Origin of the sequence: Nocardioides scoriae (assembly GCF_900104965.1) — a bacterium.
In the GTDB taxonomy this organism is placed as follows: Bacteria; Actinomycetota; Actinomycetes; order Propionibacteriales; family Nocardioidaceae; genus Marmoricola; species Marmoricola scoriae.
This window is the reverse complement of the sequence record NZ_LT629757.1, coordinates 1,862,699-1,879,743: the sequence shown is the minus strand read 5'-3', so window position 1 is coordinate 1,879,743 and position 17,045 is coordinate 1,862,699. Positions and strand designations below refer to the sequence as shown.

Genomic DNA, 17,045 nt, shown 5'->3' with positions numbered 1-17,045 from the left:
CGGCCGCTCCGACGGCGGTCGCGCGCCGCATGCGCGACCTCCGGCCGACGGGTGACCGCGACCGCGACGCCTGGGACGTCGAGGTGGTGAGCGAGCCCTTCACGACGGGGTGCGAGGACGTCGCAACGGCCCTGGCCCGACTGGTCGAGCAGGCGCAGGGGCAGCACTGGGGACGTCGTCGTGGGCCTGACCGAGCTGCCGCTCCACGACGGCGGTGGTCGCGTCCTGCTGGCGGAGAGCGACCCGGAGCGGCGGGTGGCGGTGCTGTCGCTGCCGGCCCTGGGAGGGCTCCGGACGCGCGCGCGCACCCGGTCCGCGGTGCACGGGCTGGTCAGCAGCCTGGCCGACCCGGCTGCCACGCCCGACGACCACCGCAAGGAGCTCCCCCGGCGCGGTTGCCGGACGCGGCTGCTCCTGGGGATGGTGGCGGCAAACCGTCCCTGGCTGCTCGTGCCCGGCCTGAAGACGGCGCTGGTCACCGCGCTCGCCACGGGCGCCATCGCGACCATCAACTCCACGGTCTGGCTGCTGGCCGGGTCCTTGTCCTGGTGGCGCCTCAGCGTCGCGACCCTGGTGTCGATCGCGCTGGTGGTCGCCTGGTTGGTCGTCGACGGAGAGCTGTGGGACCACGCCGACGACCCGTCGGACGAGGCGCGGTGGAGATCGCGGCTCTACAACACCTCCACGGTCCTGACCCTGACGATCGGGGTCAGCATCTGCTACCTCGCGCTGTACGTCGTCAACCTGGTGTGGGCGCTGTTCGTCCTCGACGCCGACGTCATGAGCGCCTCCCTGGGCACCTCGCTCGGGTCGGGCGACCTGTTCGTGCTGGCCTGGTTCGTGGCGTCCGCGGCCACGGTGGGGGGTGCCCTCGGCAGCGGGCTCGAGAGTGACGACGCGATCCGAGCCGCGGCGTACTCCAAGCGCGAGGAGGAGCGCCGTCGCCGCATCACCGAGGAACGCGGCGGGGCGCGCGGCTGGTCCGGCCAGGGGGAGCGCCCCTCGGGTCGGGGGGACGACGCACGATGACGGCCACCGCGCAGCGCCCACAGCACTCCTCTCGTACGCCTTCGGCACGGGCGTGCTGGCGGGTGCGCCGGCTGGTGTGACCGTTACGCGGCCTTCGCCTGACGTGACGCAGGTCACACGCGCCACTTCGAAATCCCTGCGCTTTCACTTCCTTTCGTCCCGTTGACGCTTTGGTTGCCCTGGTGACAGGTTTCACACCGCGCCGGGCAACCGGTCGGAGGTGGGACGGAGGGCAGGCTCGTGGAGGGTCTCGACGAGTACCAGCGGGAGCAGGCGATCCTGCTCGAGCTGGAGTCCCACGGCCGGGTCCTGGTCAGCGACCTCTCCGCCCGCTTCGGCGTCTCTGCCGTCACCGTCCGCAAGGACCTCGACGCCCTGGAGCGCCGCTCGCTGCTGCGCCGGATCCGCGGGGGAGCGGTGACCGTGGGCGCCGTCGACGAGGGCGCCTGGAGCATGCGGGTGCGCCACTCCGCCGACGCCAAGCGCGCCATCGCCCGCGCCGCCGCCGAGCTGGTCCGCGACGGCGACACCCTGGCCCTCGACTCCTCGACGACCAGCCACTACCTGGCCGAGGAGCTGCTCGACCGCCGCCACCTGACGGTGGTGACCAACGGGCTGCGCACCGCCCAGCTGCTGATGGAGCGCAGCACCGCGATGGTCGTGCTGCCCGGCGGCGTGCTGCGCCGGTCCTCGGAGTCGATGGTCGGCCCGATCGGCGACCTGCTGACCGGCCGGGGCCGGATCCGCAAGGGCTTCTTCGGCCTGGTCGGGCTCTCCCCGGAGCTGGGCCTGCTCGACGTCAGCGTCGACGAGGCGCACACCAAGTCGCTGCTCGCCGCCGCCTGCGACGAGGTCCACGCCGTCTTCGACTCCTCCAAGTCCGACCGGTTCGCGCTGCACTCCTTCGTGCCGACCGAGCGGGTCACCAGCCTGGTCACCGACGAGGGCATCGACGCCGACTTCGTGGCCACCTGGCAGGCGGCCGGCGTGCCGACCCGCGTCGTCGCCGCGTCGGCCGCCAACGTCCGCCCGCTGCACGAGGAGGGCGCATGAGCACGGGCGTCCCCGCAGCCGTGCGTCGTCGGGTCGCCGCCGTCGACCTCGGCGCCGAGAGCGGCCGGGTCGCCGTCGTGGCGTACGACGGGCAGCGGCTCCACCTCGAGGTCGCCCACCGCTTCACCCACGTCCCGTCGGTCCGCGACGGCCTGCTGCGCTGGGACCTCGACCACATCTGGGCCGAGGTCCAGCGCGGCCTCGCCCTCGTCGACGCCGGGCCCGGGCCCGTCGACTCGGTCGGGGTCGACGCCTGGGGCGTGGACTACGGCCTGCTCGACGCCGACGGCACCCTGGTCGACACCCCCACCTGCTACCGCGACGAGCGCAACGTCGCCACCATGCGCAGCGCGCTGCGGACCGTCGGCGCCGCTCGCCTGTACGACGCCTCCGGGGTGCAGATCATCCCCATCAACACGCTGTTCTCGCTGCTCTCCGACGTCCGCGACCACGCCGCCCGGATCGACGCCGCCCGGACGCTGCTGATGCTGCCCGACGTGGTCCACCACCTGCTCAGCGGCAGCACCGTCACCGAGTTCACCGCCGCGTCGACGACCGCCGCGATGGACATGCGCACCGGCCGCTGGGCCACCGACCTGCTCGACGAGCTCGGCATCCCCGCGCGGCTGATGCCCGAGGTGGTGCCCCCGGGCACCGACGTCGGCCCGCTGCTGGGCGACTTCACCGGCGCCCTGGCCGGCGCTCGCGTCGTGGTGCCGCCCGCCCACGACACCGCCAGCGCCGTGGTGGCCACACCCCTGGCCGGACCGCACGAGCTGTTCATCTCCTCGGGCACCTGGTCGCTGGTCGGCGTCGAGGTCCCCGAGGCCGTCGTCAGCGCCGCCTCCCGCGAGGCCAACCTCACCAACGAGGGCGGGTACGCCGGCACGGTGCGCCTGCTCTCCAACGTGATGGGCCTGTGGCTGCTCCAGAGCTGCCGCCGCCAGTGGGCCGCCGAGGGCCACGACCTGAGCTACCAGGAGATCGCCGACCTCGCCGCCGCGGAGCCCGGCCTGCGCAGCGTCGTCAACCCCGACGCCGACGAGTTCCTCGCGCCCGGCGACCTGCCCGGCCGGATCCGCGACTACTGCGCCCGCAGCGGCCAGCCGGCTCCCGAGGGGGTGGGCGCCGTCGCCCGCTGCGTCATCGACTCGCTGGCGCTGGGCTACCGCGGCGTGGCCGCCTCGATCGCCGAGGTCACCGGGCAGGCGCCCACCGCGGTCGTGGTCACCGGCGGCGGTTCCAGCCACCGCCTGCTCTCGCAGCTGACCGCCGACGCCACGGGCCTGCCCGTGCGCTGCGGTCCGGTCGAGGCGACCGCCCTGGGCAACGGCGCGGTCCAGCTGGCCGCGCTCGGCGAGCTCGACGGGCTGCCCGAGATCCGCCGGGTGGTCGCGGCCTCGACCGAGATCGTCGGCTACGAGCCGAGCACCGACGCCGCGACCCGGGACGCCTGGGCCACCGCGGCCGCGACCTTCGCCCGGCTGCGCCGCCGCGACCAGACCGAGTCCGGCCTGGTCCACGCCGACGCCACCACCTGACCCGCACCACCGCACCACCCGCACCGCCCCGCAGCACCCCGCACCATCCACGTCCCCACCGGGGCCGGCCACCAGGAGAGAACATGCGCACACCCAGGAAGACCACCGCCCTCGCGGTCCTCGCGGTCTCGGCCCTCATGGCCGCGACCGGCTGCAGCCAGAAGGGCTCGGGAGGATCGGGCTCCGGCTCCGGTTCGGACTCCGGCTCGGGCTCCGAGTCGGCGACGGTCGCCTTCGTCCCCAAGCTCCAGGGCATCCCCTACTTCGAGGCGATGAACGCGGGCGGCAAGGCCGCCCAGGACGAGCTCGGCAACGTCACCTGGGAGTACCAGGGCCCCACCCAGGCCGACGCCGCCGCCCAGGCGCAGATCGTGCGGTCCTACATCCAGAAGAAGGTCGACTCCATCGTGGTCGCCCCCAACGACCCCAACTCGATGGCGCCGATCCTGCAGCAGGCCAAGGACGCCGGCATCGCGGTGCTCACCTCCGACACGGACGCCCCCGACTCGGTCCGCGAGGCCTTCGTCAGCCAGGCCTCCACCGAGGGCATCGGCGAGGCACTCACCGACTCGCTCCTCGAGGCCATGGGCGGCAAGGGCAAGTACGCCATCGTCTCCTGCGGCGAGACGGCCGAGAACCTCAACTCCTGGATCGACGTCCAGAAGTCCTACACGGCCGAGAAGTACCCCGACGCCGAGATCGTCGACATCGTCTACGCCGGCGAGGACCAGGCCAAGGCCACCCAGATGGCGACCGACCTGATGAACGCCAACCCCGACCTGACCGGTCTCGTGGGGGAGTGCACCTCCTCGGCGCCCGGCGTCGCGCAGGCGGTCAAGGACGCCGACAAGATCGGCAAGGTCTTCACCGTCGGCCTCGGCACGCCCCAGTCGATGAAGCCCTACCTGGCCGACAAGTCGTCCTCGGCCTCGATCCTGTGGAACGTCGAGGACCTCGGCTACCTCACCGCCTGGGCCGGCCAGCGGGCCGCGGCTGGCGACGGCTTCGAGCCCGACGACGCGCTGAAGAAGAAGCTGCCCGACGTCACCTGGGACGACAGCACCAAGACCCTGCTGCTCGGCCCGCCGCTGAAGATCACGAGCGACAACGTCGACGAGTTCGACTACTGACGCATCCCCCACCGAGCCCGGTCACCCCCGCGGCTCGCACCACCCGGACGCGGTGGTGGCCGACGCCCGACCCGTCGGCCGCCACCGCCTCCACCCCCAGGTGCACCACCGCCCCACCCGTCCCGTCCAGCCGCCCGAGGAGCCCCGCGTGAGCAGCACCCCCCGCACGGACACCGCCACCGGACCCGGTGCCACGGACGCGCCCCTGCGACTGGCGATGCACGGCATGGCCAAGCGGTACGGCGCCGTCCGGGCCATCCGCAACGCCGACTTCGAGGTCCGCCCCGGCACCGTCCACGCCCTCGTCGGCGAGAACGGCGCCGGCAAGTCGACCCTCATCAAGATCCTGGCCGGGGCCGTCACCCCCGACGCCGGGACCCTGGCCATCGACGGCGAGACCGTCTCCATCGCGAGCACCGGCGACGCCCTTGCGCTCGGGGTCGCCACCGTCTACCAGGAGCCGCAGCTGTTCGCCGAGCTGTCGGTCGCGGAGAACATCTACCTCGGCCGCGAGCGCCGCAAGGGCCCCCGCATCGACTGGGCGGCGCAGAACGCCGAGGTCGTCGAGCTGCTCGAGCTCCTCGGCCTGCCCGCGTCCATGAGCACCCGCCCCGTCGGGCAGCTCAGCATCGCCCAGCAGCAGCAGGTCTCGATCGCCAAGGCGCTCTCCCGCGAGGCGCGGGTGCTCATCCTCGACGAGCCCTCGGCCATCCTGACCGACGCCGAGATCGAGGTGCTCTACGGCGTCGTGCGCCGGCTGACCGAGTCCGGCGTCGCGGTCATCTACATCAGCCACCGCCTCGACGAGCTGTTCCGGATCGCCGACGAGGTCACCGTGATGCGCGACGGCGAGACCATCGGCACCTGGCCCATCGGGGAGCTCGACGTGCGCCGCATCGCCGAGCTGATGGTCGGCGGCGTCCTCGAGGACAGCGCGCCCCCGCGCACCGTGCCCGCGGGGGAGCCGCGCCTCGAGCTGGTCGGCCTGGGCCGCGACGGCGAGTTCCACGACGTCGACCTCGTCGTGCGGCCCGGCGAGATCGTCGGGCTCTACGGCCTCGTCGGCTCCGGCGTCGCCGAGATCGCCCAGGCCGTCTACGGCATCACCCACCCCACCTCCGGCGAGATGCGCGTCGACGGCCGGGCCGTGCGACCGGCCAGCCCGCGCCACGCCCAGAAGCTGGGCATCGCGCTGCTGCCCGCCAACCGCAAGGCGGAGGGGATGTTCTCCCACCAGGCGATCAGCTTCAACATCTCGGTGGGCCACCTGCCGCTGCTCTCGCGCTCGGGCTGGGTGCAGCGCCGCCGCGAGCGCCAGGTCGCCGACGACATGATCCAGCGGCTGGCGATCAAGACGCCCAGCCAGCGCCAGAGCATCGGTGCGATGTCGGGTGGCAACGCCCAGAAGGTCGTGCTGGCCCGCCAGCTCGTGCAGCGCCCCGAGGTGCTGGTCCTGGCCGAGCCCACCCAGGGCGTCGACGTCGGCGCCAAGGAGGAGATCCACCGCATCGTCACCGAGCTCGCCGACGAGGGCACCGCCGTGCTGGTGGTCACCTCCGACCTGCCCGAGGCGCTGCGCATCGCCGACCGCCTGCTCGTCGTGCGCGGCGGCACCACCACCCGCGAGTTCGGCCGGGGCGCGCGCCAGGTCGACGTCCTCGCCGCCGCCGCCGGCGCCGAGGACCCCGAGGACACCCGCCAGGAGGTCGGCGCATGAGCACCGGGACCCAGCCCGCACCCACGAGCCCCGCGACCGGGGGCCGCCGCGGCCGGCAGCGCATCATCGCGCCGGCCGTCTCCGGCCAGGAGGTCGTGCTGCTGGTCGTCATCGCCGCCCTGTGGGTGGCGCTGGGGATCTTCACGCCGGCGTTCCTCACCGGCGGCTCGATCCGGCCGCTGCTCATCGGCGTCGCCCCGATCGCGCTCATCGGCGTCGGCATGACCTTCGTCATCATCGCGGCCGGCATCGACGTCTCGGTCGGCAGCGGGCTGATGGTCTGCGGCGTGGTCACGGCCAAGCTGCTGGTCAACGCCGACCTGCCGCTGCTGCCCGCGATCGTGGTCTCGATGCTGGTCGGCGGCCTGCTCGGCCTGGTCAACGGGGTGCTGATCGCCTGGGGGCGGGTGCACCCGATCATCATCACCTTCGGGACGCTCAACATCTTCCAGTGGATCGGGCGCCAGGTCTTCGACTCCTCCACCGTCAACGGCATCCCCGGCACCTTCGACGTCTTCGGCCGCGGCGACGCCGGTCGCACCCTCGGCGTGCCGCACTCGTTCGTGCTGATGCTGGTCATCGCCGGCATCGCCTGGTGGTACCTGCGCCAGACCCCCGGCGGCCGCCACTACTACGCCATCGGCGGCGACCCGGTCGCGGCCGACCTCGCCGGCGTGAAGGTACGCCGCCGCACGGCGCTCGCCTACGTCCTCACCGGCCTCACCGTCGGCCTGGCCGCCGTGTTCACCATCGCCAAGGGCACCAGCACTCTCGACCAGTCGATCGGGTTCGGCCTCGAGCTGTCGGTCATCGCCGCCGTCGTCATCGGCGGCACCTCGATCGTCGGCGGCCGGGGGTCGGTGCTCGGCACCGTGCTGGGCGCGCTGCTCGTGCAGACCGTGACCTCCGGGGTCACCCAGCTGGGCTGGCCGAGCCAGCTCTCGAGCCTGTTCGTCGGCGTCTTCGTCATCGTCGCCGTCGGGGCCGATCTCGTCCGTGAACGTGCCAGGAGGGCCGCATGACCAGCACCTCGCCCGTGCCCACCACCACCTCGGAGCCCGGGGGCGACGCCCCGGCCACGCCTCCCGCCGAGCGCTCGCCCGGCATCGGCAGCAAGGTCCTCAGGGCCGTCCTGACCCAGCGCGAGATGCTGCTCGCGGTGCTGCTCGTCATCACCGTCGGCACCTTCCTCTACCTGTCGTGGGCGGGCTACCTCACCGCCAACTACGACCGCAGCTACATGGCCTCGGCGCTGATCGACCTGGTGCCGCTGGCGATGCTGGCCCTGGCCGAGCTGGTGGTCATCGTCAGCGGCCGCGGCGGCATCGACCTCTCGGTCGGCTCGATCGTCTCGCTCACCGCGATGGTCTTCGGGTTCGCCTACGGCCAGTGGGGCTGGTCGCTGCTCGCCTCGGTCGTCCTGGCCCTGGTGGTGGGCGCGCTCCTCGGCGCGGTCAACGGCGTGCTGGTGGCCTACCTCGGCTTCCCGGCGCTGATCGCGACGCTGGCGACGTACTACGCCTACGCCTCGCTGGCCGTGGTCATCAACGACCAGAAGCCGATCAGCGGCGGTGACATCGCCGCGATGTACTCCCTGACCCGCAGCGTCGAGATCCCCGGCCTGTCCGGCGTCGTGCCGCCCGTGCCGCTCGGGGTCTTCACCTTCCTGCTGCCGACCGTGGTCGTGGTCTGGCTCGTGGTCAACCGGCTCACCTACGGCCGCCGGCTCTTCGCGATCGGCACCAACGACGTCGCCGGCACCTTCAGCGGCGTCCACGTGGCCCGCACCCGGCTGCTGGCGTACGTCGCGGCCGGCGCGCTCTCGGGCCTGGTCGCGGTCTACCTGACCGCGCAGTTCGCCTCGGCCCGGCCCGACGCCGGCACCAGCGGCAACGGCCTGGCCCTGCCGGCCATCACCATCGCTGTCCTGGGCGGCGTCGCCATCACCGGCGGCATCGGCCGGGTCTCGGGCGTCGTGCTCGCGGCGCTTCTGGTGACCTGGCTCAACGCCGGGATCCTGCTCTACTTCGAGGGCAACCAGGGCACCCAGTTCCAGCTCCTCGCCCTGGGTGCGGTGCTCGTCTTCGCCGCCCTGCTCAACTCCTGGACGGTCCGACGCTACGGAGGCACCCGATGACCACGCTCCACCTGCCCGAGCTGGTCAGCGAGGAGCTGCTGACGCTCACCCGCGAGCTCGGCCGGCCCGACCGCGACCTGGTCATCCTGGCCGAGGGCAACACCTCGCAGCGCCTCGACGACGGTCGCGTGGTGGTCAAGGCCTCCGGCGCCCGGATGCGCGACGTCACCGCCGACGACTTCGTCACCGTCGACGTCGACCCCCTCGTCGAGCTGATCACCGACCCGTCCGCCACCCAGGCCGACCTGACCCGGGCGCTGGTCGCGACCGGCGTCGAGGGCGAGGGGGGAGCCCCGCGGCGCGGGTCCATCGAGACGCTGGTGCACGTGGCCGTCCAGGCGGTCGCCCCCGCGGCGTACGTCGGGCACACCCACCCCACCGAGGTCGTCGGCCTGCTCTCCAGCCCGGTCGCGGAGGAGGCGTTCGCGCGGGCGGCGTACTCCGACGAGGCGGTGGTGATCGGTCGGCCGCTGTTCGTGCCGTACGCCCAGCCCGGGATCGACCTCGGCCGGGTCTACCACCGCTGCCTGCTCGAGCACGTCGACCGCGAGGGCGCGCTCCCGCAGCTGGTGCTGCTCGCCAACCACGGGATCGTGGCGATCGCGCCGACCCCCGAGGGCATCGAGGGCATCTCCGAGATGGCGGTCAAGGCCGCCGCCGTGCGCCGGATCGCCTACAGCGTGGGCGGCCTGCGGGCCCTCAGCGACGAGGCGGTGGCGAAGTTCTTCGCCCGCGACGACGTCGCCGAGCGCCGCGGCAACCTCGCGGCCGGACGGCTCTGAGGTGACCACGCTGCTGCGGCCCGACCTGCGGGCGGTGTTCCTCGACGTCGGGGGCCCGATCTACGACGACGAGAACTTCGTGGCGGCCGTGCTGACGGCCCTCGACGAGGTCCGCGCGGAGCAGGGTCGCGGCCCCGTCGAGCGGGCCGACTTCCGCGCCGTCTACGACCGTGTCCGCGCCGCCCAGGGCGGGTCGCTGCGCGGTGCGCTCGCCGAGGAGCTGCTCGGCGACCGGGGGCTGCGCCAGGAGCTGCACGACCGGACCCGCGCCCACTGGGTCCACCCCGAGGGCACGATGCACGCCGACGTGCTGCCCTTCCTGCGGGCCGTGCACGGCCGCCTGACCGTGGCGATCGTGGCCAACCAGGAGCGCGCGGTGTGGGACGCGCTGCACCGCGACGGCCTCGGCGACCTCGTCGACGTGTGGGGGATCTCCGCGGTGGTCGGCCACGAGAAGCCGAGCCCGGAGTTCTTCGGCTGGGCCCTGGAGCAGGCCGGGGTCGCCCCGGAGCAGACCGTGCACGTCGGCAACCGGCTCGACACCGACGTCCGGCCCGCCCGGGCGCTGGGCCTGGCCACCGTCTGGGTGCTGCGCGGCGAGGCGCCCGACCACCCGACCCCCGAGCAGCTGGCCGAGCCCGACCTGGTCGTGCCCGGCCTGGCCGGCCTCGAGGACGCCCTGCTGAGTCCCGCGGCCCGACCATGAGCAGCGGCACCGGCGTCGTCCTCGGCGTCGACCTCGCGACCGCGGACGTCCGGGTGGTGGCCCTCGACGAGGAGGGTGCGGTCCTGGCCGAGCGCCACGCCGCCCTGCCGCCGGTGGTCACCGGCACCACGCCGTCGGGCGCCGAGGTGCGCGAGCAGCAGCCGTCCTACCTGTCGGTCGTGCTGCGCCTGCTCGCGGCCGTCGCGGCCGACCTGGCCGGGCGCGCCGCCGACGTCACGGCGCTCAGCGTCACCGGCACCTCCGGCACGCTCGTGCCCTGCGACCGCGCCGGGCGGCCGCTCGGGCCGGCGCTGCTCTACAGCGACGGCCAGGCGGTCGAGGAGGCGGACGCGCTGCGCGCCGCCGGCCTCGAGGCCACGCCGACCTCGCCGATGGCGCGCACCGGCCTGCTGGTGGCGCTCGGCGCCGAGCTGGTGCTGCACACCCCCGACGTGGTCCACGCCGGGCTGCTCGGACGGGTCGTGGCCACCGACACCTCCCACGCCCTCAAGGCCGGCATCGACCCCGTCGCCCGGACGTGGGACGCCCGCGCCCTCGAGGCGCTCCGGGTCCCGGCGACCGCGCTGCCCGACCTCGTCCACCCCGGCACCGTGCTGGGCCACCTGAGCGCCTCGACCGCCGCCGCCACCGGGCTGGGGGAGCAGGTCGCGGTCGTCGCCGGCATGACCGACGGCTGCACGGCCCAGGTCGCCGCCGGCGCGGTCGCGCCCGGCGACAGCGTGGGCGTGCTCGGCACCACGCTCGTGCTGAAGGCCGTCGCCGACCACCGGGTCACCGGCGTGGGCGGCGCGCTCTACAGCCACTACGCCCCCGACGGCTCCTGGTGGGCCGGCGGCGCCTCCAACGTCGGCGCCGGCCCCGTCCGCGACGAGCTCGGCGGCACCTCGCCGCGCGCGCTGGCCGAGCTGGAGCGGGCCGCGACGCTGGCCGGCCCGTCGTCGGCAGTCGTCTACCCGCTGCGCGGCACGGGGGAGCGGTTCCCCTTCGCCCGCCCCGACGCCCGCGGCTTCGTGCTCGGCGGCCCGGTCGAGGGGGTGGCGGCGTACCGCGCCTTCCTCGAGGGCGTGGCGCACGTCGAGCGGCTGGCGCTCGACGTGCTGCGCGAGCACGGCGTCGCGCCGACCCTGCACCACCTGGGCGGCGGCGGCTCGCGCAACCGGCTGTGGTCGCGGCTGCGTGCCACCGTGCTCGAGGTGCCCTGCGTGCTCGCCGGACGCGCCTCCAGCGCCCACGGTGCGGCCCTGGTCGCGCTGGCGAGCGCCACCGGCGAGCCCCTGGTCGACGTCGTCGCCCGGACCGCGACCACCGACCCCGACGACGTCGTCGACCCGCTCGAGGAGGAGCGCGAGCAGCTGCTCGACGGCTTCCACCGGCTCCGCGAGGAGCTCGACCACCGCGGCCTGCTCGACCCCCACGACCTCCCCGCACCCCGTCCCGCCTGAAGGAGCACCCATGCACACCGACCAGGTCCGCGCGACGCTCGCGCGACAGCACATCGAGACGCCCTCCTGGGCCTACGGCAACTCCGGCACCCGCTTCAAGGTGTTCGCCCAGCAGGGCATCCCGCGCGACGCCTACGAGAAGGTCTCCGACGCCGCGACCGTCCACCGCTTCACCGGCGTGGCACCCAGCGTGGCGCTGCACGTGCCGTGGGACCTCGTCGACGACTGGGGCAAGCTCCGCGCCCACGCCGAGGACGAGGGCGTCAGCCTCGGGGCGGTCAACCCCAACACCTTCCAGGAGGACGAGTACCGCCTGGGCAGCGTCTGCAACCCCGACCCCGCCATCCGGCGCAAGGCCCTCGACCACCTGCTCGAGTGCGTCGAGATCACCCAGCAGGTCGGCTCGAAGCACCTGTCGCTGTGGTTCGCCGACGGCACCAACTACCCCGGCCAGGACTCGATCCGCGAGCGCCAGGACCGGCTCTCCGAGGCCCTCGCCGCGACGTACGCCGCGATGCCGGAGGACATGACCATGCTGGTCGAGTACAAGTTCTTCGAGCCGGCGTTCTACCACACCGACCTGCCCGACTGGGGCACGTCGCTGCTGCACTGCCTGCACCTCGGACCGCAGGCCAAGGTGCTCGTCGACACCGGTCACCACGCGCCCGGCACCAACATCGAGATGATCGTGACCACGCTGCTGCGCGAGGGCCGCCTCGGCGGGTTCCACTTCAACAGCCGCTTCTACGCCGACGACGATCTCATGGTCGGCTCCGCGGACCCCTTCGGGCTGTTCCGGATCATGTTCGAGCTGGTGCAGTCCGACGCCGTCACCCCGGACGCCGGCGTGGCCTTCATGCTCGACCAGTGCCACAACATCGAGGCCAAGATCCCGGCCCAGATCCGCTCGGTGATGAACGTCCAGGAGGCGACGGCCAAGGCGCTGCTCGTCGACCTCGACGCCCTGCGGGAGGCCCGCGCGTCCGGTGACGTGCTGCGCGCCAACGGGCTGCTCATGGACGCCTACGCGACCGACGTGCGACCGCTCCTGGCACAGGTGCGCGAGGACCTGGGGATCGACCCCGACCCGCTCGCGGCGTACGCCGCCAGCGGCTACCAGCAACGCATCGAGTCCGAGCGCGTCGGCGGCGCCGCCGCGGGATGGGGAGCCTGACATGACCGAGACCACCCACGACGACCTGCCCACCGGGGTCCGCGAGCTGCTCGCGCGCTCCAACCGCCTCGGGTCGGACCCGACCGTGACCAACTACGGCGGCGGCAACACCTCGGCCAAGGTGCGCGCCACCAGCCCGGCCACCGGGCAGGAGATCGAGCTGCTCTACGTGAAGGGCTCGGGCGGCGACCTCGGCACGCTGCGCGCCGGCGGCCTCGCCGTCCTGGAGCGCGACCGGCTGGTCTCGCTCGACGCGGTCTACCGCGGCGTCGAGCACGAGGACGAGATGGTCGGGCTGTTCCCCTACTGCTCCTTCGGGCACGGCGGGGCCACGCCCTCGATCGACACCCCGATGCACGGCCTGGTCGACCTGCCCCACGTGGACCACCTGCACCCCGACGCCGTGATCGCGCTGGCGTGCGCCGCCGACGGTGAGGAGCTGGTGGCCAAGATCTGGGGCGGTGCCGTGGCCTGGGTGCCGTGGCAGCGTCCCGGCTGGGAGCTGGGCCGGTCGATGGCCGAGCTGTCGGCCGACCCCGACGTCATCGGCGCGGTCCTCGGCGGGCACGGCCTGACGGCGTGGGGCTCGTCCAGCGACGAGGTCGAGGAGCGGTCGCTGCGCATCATCCGCGAGGCCGCGGCGTTCCTGGAGCGCGAGTCGCGCGACGACCCGTTCGGCGCCGTGGTCCCGGGCCGCGAGGCCCTGCCCGAGGCGGAGCGGCGGGCGCGCGCCGCGGCGCTGTTCCCGCACCTGCGGGCCGTGGCCTCGGCCGACCGCCGCCAGGTCGGCCACTTCACCGACTCCGAGGCCGTGCTCGACTTCTGCTCGCGGGAGTCGCTGGAGCGCCTCGTCTCGCTGGGCACCTCGTGCCCCGACCACTTCCTGCGCACCAAGGTGCGCCCGCTGCTGCTCGACACCGCCGTCGACGCGCCGGTGGAGGAGGTCGTGGCCCGGCTCGGCGAGCTGCACGCCGCCTACCGCGAGGAGTACGCCGCCTACTACGACCGCAACGCCGGCCCGGCGACGCCGGCCATGCGCGGGGCCGACCCGGCGATCGTGCTGGTCCCCGGGGTCGGGATGTTCTCCTTCGGGGCCGACAAGCAGACCGCCCGGGTGGCGGGGGAGTTCTACGTCAACGCCATCCACGTGATGCGCGGCGCCGAGGGCGTCTCGACGTACGCCCCGGTCTCGGAGGCCGACAAGTTCGCGGTGGAGTACTGGCAGCTGGAGGAGGACAAGCTGGCGCGGCGGCCCAAGCCGAAGGCGCTCGCCGGCAAGGTCGCGCTGGTCACCGGCGGCGCGTCGGGGATCGGCCTGGCCACCGCCCAGCTGTTCGCCGAGCACGGCGCCAACGTCGTGGTCGCCGACCTCGACGCCGAGCGCTGCGCCTCGGTGGCGGCCGACCTCGGCAGCACCGACGTCGCCGTGGGGGTGGCGCTCGACGTCACCGACCCCGACGCGGTCCAGGCGGGGGTGGACGCGGCGGTGCTGGCCTTCGGCGGCGTCGACCTGGTCGTCAACAACGCCGGCATCACCCGCGCCGGCTCGCTGGCCGACACCTCGCTGGAGGACTGGGACCTGCAGTTCTCGATCATGACCCGGGGCTCGTTCCTGGTCAGCAAGGTCGTCGAGCCGGTGCTGCGCGCCCAGCGGCTGGGGGGCGACATCATCAACGTCTGCTCGAAGAACGCCGTGTTCGCCGGGCCCAACAACGTGGCGTACTCCTCGGCCAAGGCGGCCCAGGCCCACATGGTGCGGCTGCTCGCCGCCGAGCTCGGCGAGATCGGGGTGCGCGTCAACGGCATCAACCCCGACGGCGTGGTCCGCGGCAGCGGCATCTTCGCCGGCGGCTGGGGCGCCTCGCGGGCCGAGACCTACGGCGTGGCCGAGGAGGACCTGGGCAAGTACTACGCCCAGCGCACCGTCCTCAAGGTCGAGGTGCTGCCCGAGCACATCGCCTCGGCGGCGCTGGCACTGACCAACGGCACCCTGCCGATCACCACCGGCCTGGTCGTCCCCGTCGACTCGGGCGTCCCGCAGGCGTTCCTGCGATGACGGCCGAGCAGGGACCCCGCCACCGGCTCGGCATCCACTCGCTGGTGTGGGTCGGGGCCTGGTCGCCCGAGGAGGCGCGGCACGCCGTGTCCTCCTCGGCCGAGGCCGGCTTCGACCTGGTCGAGCTCGCGGCCCTCGACCCGTGGGCCTTCGACACCGACCTCACGGCCCGGCTGCTCGAGGAGCACGGCCTCGCGGCCGCGGTCTCGCTGGGGCTGGGGGAGGACACCGACGTCTCGAGCGAGGACCCCGAGCGGGTCGCGGCCGGGCGCCGGCTGCTGTCGCAGGCGGCCGACCTGGTGCGCGACGTCGGCGGCGACTACCTCGGAGGCGTGGTCTTCAGCCGGCTCGGGCGGTACGACGCCCCGGTCACCGAGCGTGGCCGGGCCCACTCGGTGGAGAGCATCGCGCTGCTGGCCGACCAGGCCGCCGCGTCCGGGATCACCATCGGCCTGGAGTTCTGCAACCGCTACGAGACCAACGTCCTCAACACCACCGCCCAGACGCTGCAGTTCATCGAGGACGTGGGACGCGACAACGTGGTGGCGCACCTGGACACGTACCACATGAACATCGAGGAGACGTCGTTCCGCGAGCCGGTGCTGGCCGCGGCGGCGGCGGGCCGCCTGGGCTACGTCCACGTGGGGGAGTCCCACCGCGGGCAGCTCGGCACGGGCAGCGTCCCGTGGCGGGAGTTCTTCGACGCCCTCGACGAGGTGGGCTACGACGGCACCATCACCTTCGAGTCGTTCTCCTCCCGCGTGGTGCACCCGACGCTCTCCTCGAACCTCGCCATCTGGCGCGACCCGTGGACCGACAGCGCCGAGCTGGCCCGGGGCGCCCGGAGCTTCCTGGCCGAGCACCTCGGCCACTGAGGCGAGGGGGCCTCGGGCGCCGAGGAGGCCGCCCCGGCGACCGTCTCGACGGGCGAGCGCGACGACATCGAGGCCACGGCGACGTACAGCTCGGCCGTCCTGGCGCCCCGTCGGCCGGTGTCGGTGCGAGGTGCAGGTCGTGGTGGTCGCCCCCTTCGAGACGGGCCTGACGGCCCTCCTCAGGGAGCGAGACGCTCGGGCCTGACGGCCCTCCTCAGGGAGCGAGACGCTCGGGCCTAACGGCCCTCCTCAGGGAGCGAGACGCTCGGGCCTGACGGCCATCCTCAGGGAGCGAGCAACCTCCGGCCCCCATGGAACGGACAGCTTTCGGTCCCTGAGGAGGGTCGCCCTGGCGACCGTCTCGAAGGGCAACGGGCGCGGACCCTCAGGCGTGCCGCGGTCCTGCGGGGCCGACCGGGACGTCGCCGGCGAGGGTGATGCGCCGCATGATGCGGATCTCGTCGTAGTCGCGGTTGGCGTAGTGCAGCGTGCTGCGGTTGTCCCAGATGCCGACGTCGCCGAGCTGCCAGCGGTGGCGCACGGTGAACTCCGGCTTGAGCAGGTGGGCGTAGAGCAGGTCGAGGATGGCCCGGCTCTCCGCGTCGGAGACGCCCACGACGTGCGAGGTGAAGCCGGGGTTGACGAACAGCCCCTTGCGGCCGGTCTCGGGGTGGACCCGCACGACCGGGTGCTCGACCGGCACCAGCTCGGTGACCTGCTCGCCGTCCCAGGTGTTGCCGCGGTTGCCGTGGCGGCGCAGGTAGGCACCCCACTCGCGCATGCCGTCGTGCACCGCGGTGAGCTGGTCGACCATGCCGCGCACGGGGGCCGAGAGCGACTCGTAGGCCTGCTCGGCGTCGACCCAGCTGGTGTCGCCGCCGTACGTCGGGAGCTGGACCGCGCGCAGGATCGAGCCGAGCGGCGGGCGCTCCATGAAGGTGACGTCGGTGTGCCACACGTCGGAGAAGGAGAACTCCGGGTCGGCGCTGTCGAGGTCGAAGATCTCGGGCAGCTCGACGGTGTCGCGCTGACCGACCACCGGGTGGCCCACGGTGACGTCGCCGAGGCGGCGTCCGAACTCGACCTGGTCGGCGTCGGTGAGGTCCTGGCCGCGGAAGAAGAGCACCTTCTGCTCGACGAGGGCCTGGCGCACGGCGTGCACCTGCTCGTCGGTGAGGTGGCGCAGGTCGAGGCCGATCACCTCGGCGCCGAAGCGAGGACCGAGCTTGTCGAGGACGAGGGGGGCCGCCGTGCGGGTCGGGCGGCTGGGTGCCTGGGTCATGGTGAGGACCTCCAATCGAGGGTAAACCTACTGATCTGATCAAGATACACGCATTGACCCGGACGGCGTGACCCGTCCACGACGGGGTGTCCCGACGCGG

General features: G+C 73.6%; 14 protein-coding genes. 13 read left to right on the top strand and 1 reads right to left on the bottom strand.

Translation table 11 applies throughout. The features are described from left to right. Positions 1 to 180 precede the first annotated feature (180 nt). The 13 genes from BLU55_RS08925 to BLU55_RS08865 all read left to right on the top strand — a co-directional run bounded on the left by BLU55_RS08925 (position 181) and on the right by BLU55_RS08865 (position 15,663). Entirely contained in the window at positions 181 to 1,029 is an 849-nt protein-coding gene (locus tag BLU55_RS08925; protein ID WP_197681140.1) for a hypothetical protein, read from the top strand. Positions 1,030 to 1,269: 240 nt separating this feature from the next. Next, positions 1,270 to 2,082 (top strand): DeoR/GlpR family DNA-binding transcription regulator, encoded by an 813-nt coding sequence (locus BLU55_RS08920; protein ID WP_091728621.1) that lies wholly within the window; start codon positions 1,270 to 1,272, stop codon positions 2,080 to 2,082. Then, positions 2,079 to 3,623: a rhamnulokinase gene (locus tag BLU55_RS08915; protein WP_091728618.1), complete on the top strand. Its 1,545-nt coding sequence runs from the start codon at positions 2,079 to 2,081 to the stop codon at positions 3,621 to 3,623. Before BLU55_RS08920 ends, BLU55_RS08915 begins: the two co-directional genes overlap by 4 nt. An 83-nt stretch (positions 3,624 to 3,706) precedes the next feature. After that, complete coding sequence (locus tag BLU55_RS08910; protein ID WP_091728616.1) at positions 3,707 to 4,753, top strand: autoinducer 2 ABC transporter substrate-binding protein; 1,047 nt, start codon at positions 3,707 to 3,709, stop codon at positions 4,751 to 4,753. A gap of 148 nt (positions 4,754 to 4,901) precedes the next feature. After that, positions 4,902 to 6,470 carry a sugar ABC transporter ATP-binding protein gene (locus BLU55_RS08905; RefSeq protein WP_197681139.1) on the top strand — a complete coding sequence of 523 codons (1,569 nt, stop codon included), beginning with the start codon at positions 4,902 to 4,904 and terminating at the stop codon, positions 6,468 to 6,470. Then, complete coding sequence (locus tag BLU55_RS08900) at positions 6,467 to 7,492, top strand: ABC transporter permease (protein WP_091728613.1); 1,026 nt, start codon at positions 6,467 to 6,469, stop codon at positions 7,490 to 7,492. The genes BLU55_RS08905 and BLU55_RS08900 overlap by 4 nt, the downstream gene beginning before the upstream one ends. Continuing rightward, complete coding sequence (locus BLU55_RS08895; protein WP_091728610.1) at positions 7,489 to 8,607, top strand: ABC transporter permease; 1,119 nt, start codon at positions 7,489 to 7,491, stop codon at positions 8,605 to 8,607. Before BLU55_RS08900 ends, BLU55_RS08895 begins: the two co-directional genes overlap by 4 nt. Then, positions 8,604 to 9,389, top strand: coding sequence for a class II aldolase/adducin family protein (locus tag BLU55_RS08890; RefSeq protein WP_091728607.1), 786 nt, complete (start codon positions 8,604 to 8,606; stop codon positions 9,387 to 9,389). Before BLU55_RS08895 ends, BLU55_RS08890 begins: the two co-directional genes overlap by 4 nt. A gap of 1 nt (position 9,390) precedes the next feature. Continuing rightward, positions 9,391 to 10,095, top strand: coding sequence for an HAD family hydrolase (locus BLU55_RS08885; protein WP_197681138.1), 705 nt, complete (start codon positions 9,391 to 9,393; stop codon positions 10,093 to 10,095). Continuing rightward, positions 10,092 to 11,558: an FGGY-family carbohydrate kinase gene (locus BLU55_RS08880; protein WP_091728603.1), complete on the top strand. Its 1,467-nt coding sequence runs from the start codon at positions 10,092 to 10,094 to the stop codon at positions 11,556 to 11,558. The genes BLU55_RS08885 and BLU55_RS08880 overlap by 4 nt, the downstream gene beginning before the upstream one ends. 10 nt (positions 11,559 to 11,568) lie before the next feature. Next, positions 11,569 to 12,732 (top strand): L-rhamnose isomerase, encoded by a 1,164-nt coding sequence (gene rhaI, locus BLU55_RS08875; protein WP_091728600.1) that lies wholly within the window; start codon positions 11,569 to 11,571, stop codon positions 12,730 to 12,732. Between the two features lies 1 nt (position 12,733). Continuing rightward, complete coding sequence (rhaD, locus tag BLU55_RS08870; protein ID WP_091728597.1) at positions 12,734 to 14,788, top strand: bifunctional rhamnulose-1-phosphate aldolase/short-chain dehydrogenase; 2,055 nt, start codon at positions 12,734 to 12,736, stop codon at positions 14,786 to 14,788. Next, a complete protein-coding gene (locus BLU55_RS08865) occupies positions 14,785 to 15,663 on the top strand; it encodes a sugar phosphate isomerase/epimerase family protein (RefSeq protein ID WP_091728591.1) in 879 nt (292 codons plus the stop codon). Before rhaD ends, BLU55_RS08865 begins: the two co-directional genes overlap by 4 nt. Before the next feature lie 385 nt (positions 15,664 to 16,048). On the opposite strand, the gene BLU55_RS08860 is transcribed toward BLU55_RS08865, so the two are convergent. Continuing rightward, positions 16,049 to 16,945: a TauD/TfdA dioxygenase family protein gene (locus tag BLU55_RS08860; protein ID WP_091728588.1), complete on the bottom strand. Its 897-nt coding sequence runs from the start codon at positions 16,943 to 16,945 to the stop codon at positions 16,049 to 16,051. Positions 16,946 to 17,045 lie beyond the last annotated feature (100 nt).

Bases quoted from the DNA above. Each gene is read 5' to 3' on its own strand.
- BLU55_RS08915 (WP_091728618.1), top strand. From the start codon at position 2,079: ATGAGCACGGGCGTCCCCGCAGCCGTGCGTCGTCGGGTCGCCGCCGTC.
- BLU55_RS08910 (WP_091728616.1), top strand. From the start codon at position 3,707: ATGCGCACACCCAGGAAGACCACCGCCCTCGCGGTCCTCGCGGTCTCG.
- BLU55_RS08900 (WP_091728613.1), top strand. From the start codon at position 6,467: ATGAGCACCGGGACCCAGCCCGCACCCACGAGCCCCGCGACCGGGGGC.
- BLU55_RS08895 (WP_091728610.1), top strand. From the start codon at position 7,489: ATGACCAGCACCTCGCCCGTGCCCACCACCACCTCGGAGCCCGGGGGC.
- BLU55_RS08890 (WP_091728607.1), top strand. From the start codon at position 8,604: ATGACCACGCTCCACCTGCCCGAGCTGGTCAGCGAGGAGCTGCTGACG.
- BLU55_RS08880 (WP_091728603.1), top strand. From the start codon at position 10,092: ATGAGCAGCGGCACCGGCGTCGTCCTCGGCGTCGACCTCGCGACCGCG.
- rhaI (WP_091728600.1), top strand. From the start codon at position 11,569: ATGCACACCGACCAGGTCCGCGCGACGCTCGCGCGACAGCACATCGAG.
- rhaD (WP_091728597.1), top strand. From the start codon at position 12,734: ATGACCGAGACCACCCACGACGACCTGCCCACCGGGGTCCGCGAGCTG.
- BLU55_RS08865 (WP_091728591.1), top strand. From the start codon at position 14,785: ATGACGGCCGAGCAGGGACCCCGCCACCGGCTCGGCATCCACTCGCTG.
- BLU55_RS08860 (WP_091728588.1), bottom strand. From the start codon at position 16,945: ATGACCCAGGCACCCAGCCGCCCGACCCGCACGGCGGCCCCCCTCGTC.